The organism is Treponema sp. JC4 (assembly GCF_000260795.1).
Classification (GTDB): Bacteria; Spirochaetota; Spirochaetia; order Treponematales; family Treponemataceae; genus Treponema_D.
Genome location: NZ_AJGU01000054.1, coordinates 1 through 9029 on the forward strand (window position 1 = coordinate 1; position 9029 = coordinate 9029).

The 9029-nt window shown below is 35.5% G+C and carries 12 protein-coding genes, 1 tRNA gene and 1 pseudogene; 9 read left to right on the top strand and 5 right to left on the bottom strand.

Annotated elements, in window-relative coordinates:
- Positions 1 to 636, top strand: a pseudogene (locus tag MSI_RS12210) (hypothetical protein); the annotation flags it as partial.
- Between the two features lies 1 nt (position 637).
- Here MSI_RS12210 and MSI_RS12215 read toward each other — a convergent pair.
- Together MSI_RS12215 and MSI_RS15205 are read right to left on the bottom strand one after the other, a co-directional pair.
- A tRNA-Ala gene (locus tag MSI_RS12215) sits at positions 638 to 705 on the bottom strand.
- Positions 706 to 889: 184 nt separating this feature from the next.
- Complete coding sequence (locus MSI_RS15205) at positions 890 to 994, bottom strand: DUF4113 domain-containing protein (protein WP_081481394.1); 105 nt, start codon at positions 992 to 994, stop codon at positions 890 to 892.
- Between MSI_RS15205 and MSI_RS14740 the strand changes: the two genes are divergently transcribed.
- The 8 genes from MSI_RS14740 to MSI_RS12250 all read left to right on the top strand — a co-directional run bounded on the left by MSI_RS14740 (position 994) and on the right by MSI_RS12250 (position 6511).
- Complete coding sequence (locus MSI_RS14740) at positions 994 to 1152, top strand: S24 family peptidase (RefSeq protein ID WP_192807770.1); 159 nt, start codon at positions 994 to 996, stop codon at positions 1150 to 1152. The two genes, MSI_RS15205 and MSI_RS14740, sit on opposite strands and share 1 nt — an antisense overlap.
- Positions 1153 to 1235: 83 nt before the next feature.
- Entirely contained in the window at positions 1236 to 1694 is a 459-nt protein-coding gene (locus tag MSI_RS12220) for a hypothetical protein (protein WP_009107530.1), read from the top strand.
- 147 nt (positions 1695 to 1841) lie between these two features.
- Positions 1842 to 2309 (top strand): hypothetical protein, encoded by a 468-nt coding sequence (locus tag MSI_RS12225; protein WP_009107533.1) that lies wholly within the window; start codon positions 1842 to 1844, stop codon positions 2307 to 2309.
- A gap of 291 nt (positions 2310 to 2600) precedes the next feature.
- The gene (locus MSI_RS12230) at positions 2601 to 3935 is read left to right on the top strand and encodes an ATP-binding protein (protein WP_009107535.1); all 1335 of its coding nucleotides are present in this window, start codon (positions 2601 to 2603) and stop codon (positions 3933 to 3935) included.
- Positions 3936 to 4086: 151 nt separating this feature from the next.
- On the top strand, positions 4087 to 4665 hold the full coding sequence (locus MSI_RS12235; protein WP_009107536.1) for an exonuclease domain-containing protein: 579 nt from the start codon (positions 4087 to 4089) through the stop codon (positions 4663 to 4665).
- Positions 4666 to 4788: 123 nt separating this feature from the next.
- A complete protein-coding gene (locus MSI_RS12240; protein WP_009107539.1) occupies positions 4789 to 5136 on the top strand; it encodes a hypothetical protein in 348 nt (115 codons plus the stop codon).
- Between the two features lie 65 nt (positions 5137 to 5201).
- Positions 5202 to 6263, top strand: coding sequence for a YafY family protein (locus tag MSI_RS12245; RefSeq protein ID WP_039924889.1), 1062 nt, complete (start codon positions 5202 to 5204; stop codon positions 6261 to 6263).
- A gap of 38 nt (positions 6264 to 6301) precedes the next feature.
- Positions 6302 to 6511, top strand: a complete 210-nt coding sequence (locus MSI_RS12250; RefSeq protein WP_009107545.1) for a hypothetical protein — start codon at positions 6302 to 6304, stop codon at positions 6509 to 6511.
- Between the two features lie 10 nt (positions 6512 to 6521).
- Here the strand turns inward: MSI_RS12250 and MSI_RS12255 are convergent, their stop codons facing one another.
- From MSI_RS12255 to MSI_RS12265, 3 genes are all read right to left on the bottom strand, one after another.
- A complete protein-coding gene (locus MSI_RS12255; RefSeq protein ID WP_009107547.1) occupies positions 6522 to 7283 on the bottom strand; it encodes a metallophosphoesterase in 762 nt (253 codons plus the stop codon).
- 24 nt (positions 7284 to 7307) lie between these two features.
- Positions 7308 to 7616 (bottom strand): hypothetical protein, encoded by a 309-nt coding sequence (locus MSI_RS12260; RefSeq protein ID WP_009107550.1) that lies wholly within the window; start codon positions 7614 to 7616, stop codon positions 7308 to 7310.
- Between the two features lie 12 nt (positions 7617 to 7628).
- A partial coding sequence (locus tag MSI_RS12265; protein ID WP_155815617.1) for an ATP-binding protein occupies positions 7629 to 9029 on the bottom strand: 1401 nt, incomplete at its 5' end.

The window sequence follows — 9029 nt, forward strand, 5'->3', positions numbered from 1 at the left end:
GATTCTTATTGGAACCAGGCACATATTTTGACTGAAGATATTATCAGAAATTTTGTCACAATCAGTAATGAGTTTAATACCTCAATCGAAAATGGAATGTCTAAAACAATTAAAACAACTATTGGAAATGTAAAATACGAAAGAAAAACAAATCGAAATAATGACAATTTTATGTTTTACTGTACAGGTGAAGGTGACCATAGAAATTATGATGATTATTTGAAATATGCATTTATTTCGGCCGGACAGAAAAACAATAATGGGTATTATTATAGTAAAGAAATAAAAAGCCTTAAAAAGGGTGATTATTTCTTTGCTTACCAGAAACGCGCTAATGATATTGGTGGTTATGTAGGATTTGGAAAAATTATCGAAGAAGCAGTTCCTATAGACAAGTTTTTAATTGATGGGAAAAAATTATATGAACTTTCACTTAAACAACCTAATATGAAAGAAAATCATAACAATGATGCTTGCGAGTGGGTTGCTAAAGTTGAATGGATTAAAACTGTATCACGAGAAAATGGTAAATTCTTTAAGGGAATGTTTACTGGGGCAAGGCATACGGTTTGTTCAATAAATAAAGAAAAGCATAAAGAAACTATAAATTTCTTAATTAAGGAATTTGAATTATAATTGGAGCTGACCGGAGTTGAACCGACTGCCTTTTGAATGCCATTCAAACGCTAGGTGAGCTACAGCCCCGATTTTTTTAATATATCAGAAAACAAAATAAAAATCGATTCTGAATAGAAAATCAATTTTCCCTTACAGTTCTTATATTTTACCTGATAATTTTGAAGATTTAATAAAAGATTCTCTCCGTACATGGAAAAAGCTATTTAATTGATTTATACAGTTATAAAAACAGAGACTAAAGGAATAAATATTATTTTATTCCTGGAATTTTTGTTATATCCGTTGTAACACACGGGCTCAGAAACTCCCGTTTCATCTGCCAGCCGTCTTTGGTCCAGGACTTTGCAAGTGTAATTGAGCGGCGGTTATGTAAAAAGACTTATGAAAATTCTTACAGGAATAAGAGTTATTTCAGATAATCCTGTTTATCCGGCTTTTGAAGTAAGTAAGAATAGTGAATATTTACAGATTATTGGTAAAGTAAGATATGTAAGGCATAAGATTCAGGGATAACTTATTACACTTAGCAAATAACAGGACAAGTTGAACTACTCATAAGAAATGAATAAGATATTTATATATAAAAGGAAATAATAATGAAAGTATTAAAAAAATTGTGTATTTGTTTGCTTACAGCAGTATTGCTTGCCGGTTTTGTTTCTTGTGCAAATGACAGTAGTGATAGCGGAAGCAGTTCAGTTTCTGCTAACCCATTTGACGGAACTTCTTGGTATGGAAGTACAAAAGATTTTTTTACAGATGAAGTAAAAAATGATGTAAAGCTTCTTGTTTTTGATAAGGTAGAAGTTAATGGTTCAATAATTTGTCGTTGCGAAAATGTTGAAGCTCTTTATTTTGGCGGAAGTGACAACTGGAGACTTACAAAGGGCCAGAAACTTCCTTACTCAGTAAAGCAAAATTCTGATGGAAGTTTTGAGGCAACAACAACAATTTTTAAATATTCGGTTGTAATACCTAGTGCTGATTCTACTACAGGTTATGTAGCAACAGAACATAATGGACAAATTCTTAAAATTGAAATAACTAAGAAATAATTTCTAAAACCTTCCTGAAAGAAAACCGTGACAAATTGTCACGGTTTGAAATTTATGGTGAATTAAACATAAAAAAACAACTGAATATAATCCATAGAACAATTTAATTTATTGAAAATAATAACAATATGTTTTATATTCTTGGGCATGAAAAAAATAATTCAATACTTTTTATTAATAACAGTTTTCTTTATTTCTTGTAAAAATAATACATCAAAACAGCAAACTGAAAAGCAGATAGAACAAAAGCCTATACCAAAAGCAGAAAAAATTAATGTAACAGAAGAAAAGCTTGAATACTATATGGAACGTACTATGCAGCGTGGGGGAATTATAAATATTTGTAGAGGCTGTAAGGAAACATGTATTTACACAAAAGATATTATATCTTATGAATTTGAAAAATATGAAGATGAATTAGAGTCATTAAATATTCGATGGAAAGAAGATTATTCTTTTGAGACGGATATTGATTTTTGGTATAAGCCAACTGTAGTTTTTTATGAAGAAGGAACTCGTATTTCTATTTTGACAATTTATTATGGCTGTGATTTACTTGACTACCCACGGTTCCGCTTGATTGGTAATAAAACCCTAGAAGAATATGGTTGGTAAATAAAAGGTGAGTAAACTTTTTTAAATCACTATTTGACAAATCTCGAAGGAAATGACAGAAGGCAATGAAAGCCAGGACTTCCGCGTAGTTGGTAAGGTCCGCTATGTTATGCACAAGGTGCAAGGGTAGGGCGATGACGGAAATCGGATTCTTGATTGGCTCATGAATTAGTAAATTTTGTTAATTATTCCTTCATACATTAGTAATTATCATTAAATATTCGCTCATAAAATAGTATTTTTCTATATATTTTCGCTCACATTTTAGAAGAAGTGTGTTATAATATCACTATGTATTTGAAAAGAAAGATAGATGATTATTTACTCTCTTGGAAGGTTTCTGAGGACAAAAAGCCCCTTATCGTAAAAGGCGCTCGTCAGATAGGAAAAACAAAGTCTATTGAGCATTTTGCAGAAACTTATGAAAACTTTGTAAGCATAAATTTTGCGCTTGAAACAAAATATTTATCTATATGCGAAGATGGTTTTGAAGCTTCATCCATAATAAAAAATATTTCTAGAATTGATCCATCTAAGAAATTTAATCCGGGAAAAACACTCATTCTTTTTGATGAAATTCAGGATTTCCCGGAAATTGCGGCAAGCTTAAAATCCTTTTGTATTGATGGCAGATTTGATGTTATCTGCAGCGGTTCTATGCTCGGGATTAATTATAAAAAAATCCATAGTAATAGTGTAGGGTACAAGTCAGAATTTTCAATGCAGTCACTGGACTTTGAGGAATTTTTGTGGGCAAAGGGATATGGAAAAGAAACAATAGAAGATTTGCTTTCTCACATGAAATCAGGAGTGGCATTTAATCAGACTACAATGAAAACCTTTGATGAACTTTTTCTTGATTACTGTATCTTAGGTGGAATGCCAAAAGTTGTTTCAAATTATATTGAAAAAGGAACTTTTGAAGGAAGTCTTGCTCTGCAGCAGGAACTGATTTCAGATTATAAGGAAGACATCAAAAAGTACGTGGAGGGCATAGATAAAACCCGCGTTTTAAATGTGTTCAATCATATTCCTGTTCAGCTTGCAAAAGAAAGCAAAAAATTTCAGATTTCAAAAGTTGCAAACGGAGCAAAGTTCAAAGATTATTGGGGCTGTATAGAATGGCTGAATGATGCTGGTATGATTAATATCTGCTATTGTCTTCATACTCCTGATTTGCCATTAAAAGGTAATTATGAAGATGATAAATACAAATTATATTTCCGTGATACAGGGCTCCTAGTTGCAAATCTTGATGAAGAATCACAGGATGATTTACGGGCGAACAAGAACATGAATGTTTACAAGGGTGCTTTGTATGAAAATATAATTGCGGAAGCTCTTTGTAAACAGGGATACGAATTGTTCTATTATAAAAAAGAAAGTTCAACACTAGAACAGGATTTCTTTGTAAGGACTAAAAAATCTCTTGTTCCTGTAGAAGTAAAATCTACAAATGGAAAGGCTAAATCACTTTCAACTCTTATTAAAAGCGATTCTTATCCTGATATCACGACGGGTATCAAACTTATTCATGGAAATATTGGATTTGAAAACAATATTCATACGTTCCCATATTTCTGCGCATTTTTATTAAAAAGATATCTTGCTGATGTAGATTTTTAGAGATAGAAGACTCTCTGTGGCCTTTTGTCTCTTGGTAGACAGAAGGTACATTATAACTAGTATTATGTAATGTTAAAATGTAAGAAAGAATCATACAATATTCTTATATTTCTATCATCGTTTGATAGACTTTTCATGTTATATTATCTGTATGAACAATAAATTAGATTACATTGCCATCGATTTTGAAACTGCAAATCAGTACCGGAACAGTGCCTGTTCTGTAGGACTTGTACGTTTTATAGATGGAAAAGAAGCAGATTCCTGTTATTCGCTGATCCATCCGGCCAAGATGTATTTTATACCTGAATGGACAGAGACTATTCATCATATTTCATATAATGATGTTCGTGACAAGCCCTACTTTCCTGAAATCTGGGATTCAATGGTTATGCCGTTCGTTAATAAAACTCCTGGAATTCCACTTGTGGCCCATAACGGAAACATATTTGATATGCCGGTAATTCAGAGCTGCTGCGAATATTTTGGAATGGCTCGACCAAATCTCGAATATTTTGATTCTCTTGTTTTGGCTAAAAAGACCTGGCCGGACTTGTCTCATAGACTGACAGATCTTGGAGCACATTTTGGAATAGAATATCTTGCACACGATGCTCTAGAAGATTCCAGAACCTGCGGGCAGATTGTAAAGCTTGCAGCCGATAAATGGGGTGTAAGTTCTGTTGATGATCTTCTTAAGGCCTGTGGTACTTCAATCAGGAGTTTTTAGCAGAAATTTTTGAAGTTTCTGGCAGAAAAATTTTTATAATGCCATTTGTTGGCACTGTTGACTATTATAATAAGAGCCATAAAGTTGAAAAACGGCCCTCTTAAAGGCCACAAGGAGTTCTTTATGGAAAGCGTAATTGCATTTTTTTTGGTTGTAAATGTTATGGTTTTGTCAGTTTATTTTGCAAACTGGATAAAAGATTCATCAGTTGTAAAGAATCATAAACTGCATGATATATTCACTTTCTGTCTGCCATGTATTGCAACTCTGATAGTCGGAATTGCTGTTATTTCTGACATCTTATTACTTCCAATTGTAATTACAGCAACACTTCTCGCTGGAACTATGAGTCTTCTTGTCAGTTATACTGAAGAACGTAAAGCAAAACGAGTAAAGGCTAATAAAGTTGATTTGCGATATATTGTTTTCGTTGTATCCAGAAACTATTCATTACCGCTTGAACAGAGATAGTGTTTATCTATTAAAGTCTATCATAAAATGATAGACTTTTGAGAGTATTGTGATAAACTATGAGTATGAGTAGAAGACTTACGGAAGAAGAACGAAGAGAACGTCAGGACAGGCGTGATGCAAGGGCTGTTGAAAAAGAGGCACATCCTAAAGTTGATAAATACGGAGCAAAAATCCTTCGTATTTTACGTGAAGAAGCACCTGATAATCCAAACATAAAATATAACTCAGAATATTTTGAAAAGAAATTTGATGTTTCTAATATCACTATTTTGAGGTCAATTAAAAAGCTCAAAGCGAATAATCTGATCAAAGATAAGCAGGTTCATGGAAGTTATGCTATCGATGAAAAGTTTTCCGAAGAATTTTACTCAGAGCATTGTTCTGAAGAAATAAAAAAGAACGTTGCGCTTATTGCAAGTCTTGGCGGAGTTTTACAGCAGTTCAAGAACACTCCTCTTTATGATAGCGTAACAGATCTTATCTACTTCCTTCAACCGGAAATCGCCAAAAGCGACAAAATCTTTTCTTCTGGCCGTGTGGTTGTTTCTCCACAGATGGAATACGACATCAATACCCAGAACTGGGAGAAAGTATACGATGCCCTGCAGAAAAATCACAAGTTGAGATTCCGTTACACAAAACCATATACCAATAATGAAGCTCAGCGAATTGTCTGGCCTTTCCAGCTTGTGTTGGATAATGGTTCAGTTTATCTTTTCGCATACAGTGAATATGCGGACATGGTTCTTTTGTACGATTTGAACTATATGGCAGATGTTGTTGTTCTTAAGGACGAGTTTGAACTCCCAGAAGATTACGATATTAACGATTACAGTGGTGGTGGCCGTCTTGGAGCTTATAAGGGTGATAAGATAGAGAAATATAAAATCTGCTTTACTGGTTATGCAAAAGAATGGATGAAAAAACACAAACTGGCCGATGATCAGACTTTTACGGAAGATGATGAATCGACCACGGTTTCCTTCTCATCAAGTCAGTATGATAAAGTACTGGAATTGATTCTGAGCTGGGGCTGTCAGGCTGAACCGCTTGCCCCTGCGCGTCTTGTAAAACGCTGGAAAGAAGAAGTACTTGCGATGGCTGAAAAGGTAAAAGAAAAATAAGCAGCGAATCTGCTTAAATAATATCTTGTACCACAAAAATGGAACAGAAACCCGGTTGGACTTACAGATTTATTTCTTCTCTGAATATGCAGATTGCAATAAATGATTCAACCGGAGTTATGTATACAGAGGATAAAGTCAGATATTCTACTGAAGAACAAAGGCTTTTGCAGAGTATTGATTATGCGTTTCCACTATCTGTTCATCTCGTAAAGAAAGTCTTTGATGGAACTATAGTTTCAGTATGAGCATTTTTTATTATATTACTATCCCCTGATGATACAGAGGAACATATTTTGATTCGTTATAATGTTCATATCCCCAGTCGCTGTGCCAGTGACCGAAGAACCATTTCTTGTATGAGATGGATGATTCGATTTTGTCATTAAAAACAACATTGGAATCGCGATGGAGCAGCTTTAGGTTTTCTTCATTGCTGAAGTAATCATCTGTAAGGGCGATGCCATTTGACGGACCAGTATGTGAGAGAACAAAATCAAACTCGTTGTTTTCTTTTACCTTTGCCAAACAGGTTTCTTTCTCCCCTTCACTCCACTCTTCCTGCTCCCACCAGGATTCATGCGGTTTGCGCCAGGCTTTGTCATCACTTAAAGCGCCGCCAAGAACAAGGAAACGTTTATCTTCAATTGTGTAGATTTCGCCTCGCTTGAGATAGAATATGTTATCACTGACTTTTAAAACCTTAGCCCCAAACATTGCTACTTCAGGCAGTTTTTCGATGATGTCATAATTATCATGATTGCCCATTACAGCCAGAATCTTGAACGGTTTTTGCTTGTACCACTTTAGAAGATATCTGTCTGTATGATCACTTGGATGGATTCCAGCTTCATCAATTGAACAGTCAGAATTCCAAGGAAGCCCAAAATCACCAAGAACGATTGCCGCTGTGATTGCATGAAAATCTGCATTCTGTTCCATGCAACAGAGCTTCATATTCTTTGATGAGAGATTTGACATGTCTTCCGTGTTATGGGTATCGCCGGTAATATAAATCACTTTTGGACCTCCTCCAGATAATAATTAGTGATGACTTCCAATATCCACTGTGTAAGCTGAACTATCTGTCTTGTGCTTGCCTATATCCAAAATATAAGCAAGTTCATCATCATTTGTTTTTTTATTATTTAATGCCTGTTCTAACAGTTCCGCAAAAGTTAAGTGATTCGGGTTTGGAAATTTTGCAAGATACGCACGGATCTCCGCCCTTTCTGCTGCGGCCTGTTCAATTTCTTTTATTTTTGCAGCCCGCTCTTCCGGGGAATAATTTGTTACCCGCTCTACCCTTCCTGAGTTATATGCAACTCTTCCTATTCTTCTTATTTCACCCATAATGATTGTCTCCTACAAACAGAATCCCATGCGTCTTGAGCCATCTGGATTATCGATTTTTTCGCACCTACACATATCGCGGATATCTGAGATTTCCGGACGTTCGCCTGTAATAACTTCGTTCATAGCAATCTTTCTTACAATGTTGTCTATCTGGCCGCCGGAGAAATCGAAATCTTTTGCAAACTCAGTGGCAGTTTCTTTATCGAGCCAGGAAAGTTTATTCATCCATATAGAAGTCTTTGCTTCTGTTGATGGATTCTCAAACTTAATCTTAAAGAGGAATCGGCGTTCAAAAGCTGAGTCCATATTTGAAGCCAGGTTTGTTGTTGCAATAAAAATGCCTTTAAGGTTCTCAAGCTCTTCCAGAATGATGTTCTGAATTGCATTTTCTGTCTGAGCGCAGTTCCCAGAAGTGTCATTCTTTCTTTTAGAGATAAGTGCATCTGCTTCGTTGAAAAGAAGAATTGGCATAAGTTCCCCCTTCTTTTCTGCAAGTTCACAGGCATTTTTGTAGCTGGTAAAAATCTTTTTGATGCGCTTTTCGCTTTCGCCAAACCAGGCAGACTTAGCCTCGCTGATATCGACATGAACGATAGAACGACCAGTTTCTTTTGCAATCTGCATAACCGATTCTGTCTTTCCGGTTCCAGGTGCACCATACAGCAAAACTGCAACGCCAACAGGAAGTCCGTCATCCTTAAGGCGCTGCTGGATGCCTTTCAGTTTCTCTTCCTGAAGGGCTGCTTTGAGACGGTCAATTTCCTTCTGATTTTCAGAGCTGTAGAAAAGACGCTTTTCCTTGATGGATTCGGTTTTAATAAGATTCTTATCATTGATAGTCTCTTCAAAGAGAAATGCCTTATCTCCGAGTACTAACTTACGGCCTTTATCTGTTAGAGTAATAGTTGCATCAGAAAGATTTCCTTTCTTTACAAATTCGATGAGTCCTTTCTGAAAAAGTTCATGTTTTTCTTCCAGCATTTCGGTTGCCACATTGTATCTGTCTCCCCCATCGTATAAATCAGATATGGTTGCATTGAGGCTGGAATCGTCGCCTTTTAAAACATCATTTGCAACATCATAAAGAAAGAAGCGGTACTCAGATTCTTTAAGCTCAGCCGAGACTCTTTTTACCACTTCAAGATAGTTATGAGCTTTTTCATAACGATATAATTCTCTTTGTATCACCCTTGCAGAAATATCTTCGCCACGACGTGATTCATAACGGTCTGCCATATAGGAGATGAATTCAATTTCATCATCTTCCTTCTTTGTTTGAGCTATATATTCAGTATTGTTGTAGATAGATTCGCTAAAATCACTTATGGGCTGAACTGCTTGGTTTCTACCGCTGTGCACCAAAAAGCCGCTGGCAACTAGACCTTCAATATCTTTTTCCAGCATATGATA

Bases quoted from the DNA above. Each gene is read 5' to 3' on its own strand.
- MSI_RS12245 (WP_039924889.1), top strand. From the start codon at position 5,202: ATGAGTAGAAGACTTACGGAAGAAGAACGAAGAGAACGTCAGGACAGG.
- MSI_RS12230 (WP_009107535.1), top strand. From the start codon at position 2,601: ATGTATTTGAAAAGAAAGATAGATGATTATTTACTCTCTTGGAAGGTT.
- MSI_RS12240 (WP_009107539.1), top strand. From the start codon at position 4,789: ATGGAAAGCGTAATTGCATTTTTTTTGGTTGTAAATGTTATGGTTTTG.
- MSI_RS12250 (WP_009107545.1), top strand. From the start codon at position 6,302: ATGGAACAGAAACCCGGTTGGACTTACAGATTTATTTCTTCTCTGAAT.
- MSI_RS12225 (WP_009107533.1), top strand. From the start codon at position 1,842: ATGAAAAAAATAATTCAATACTTTTTATTAATAACAGTTTTCTTTATT.
- MSI_RS12235 (WP_009107536.1), top strand. From the start codon at position 4,087: ATGAACAATAAATTAGATTACATTGCCATCGATTTTGAAACTGCAAAT.
- MSI_RS12260 (WP_009107550.1), bottom strand. From the start codon at position 7,616: ATGGGTGAAATAAGAAGAATAGGAAGAGTTGCATATAACTCAGGAAGG.
- MSI_RS12220 (WP_009107530.1), top strand. From the start codon at position 1,236: ATGAAAGTATTAAAAAAATTGTGTATTTGTTTGCTTACAGCAGTATTG.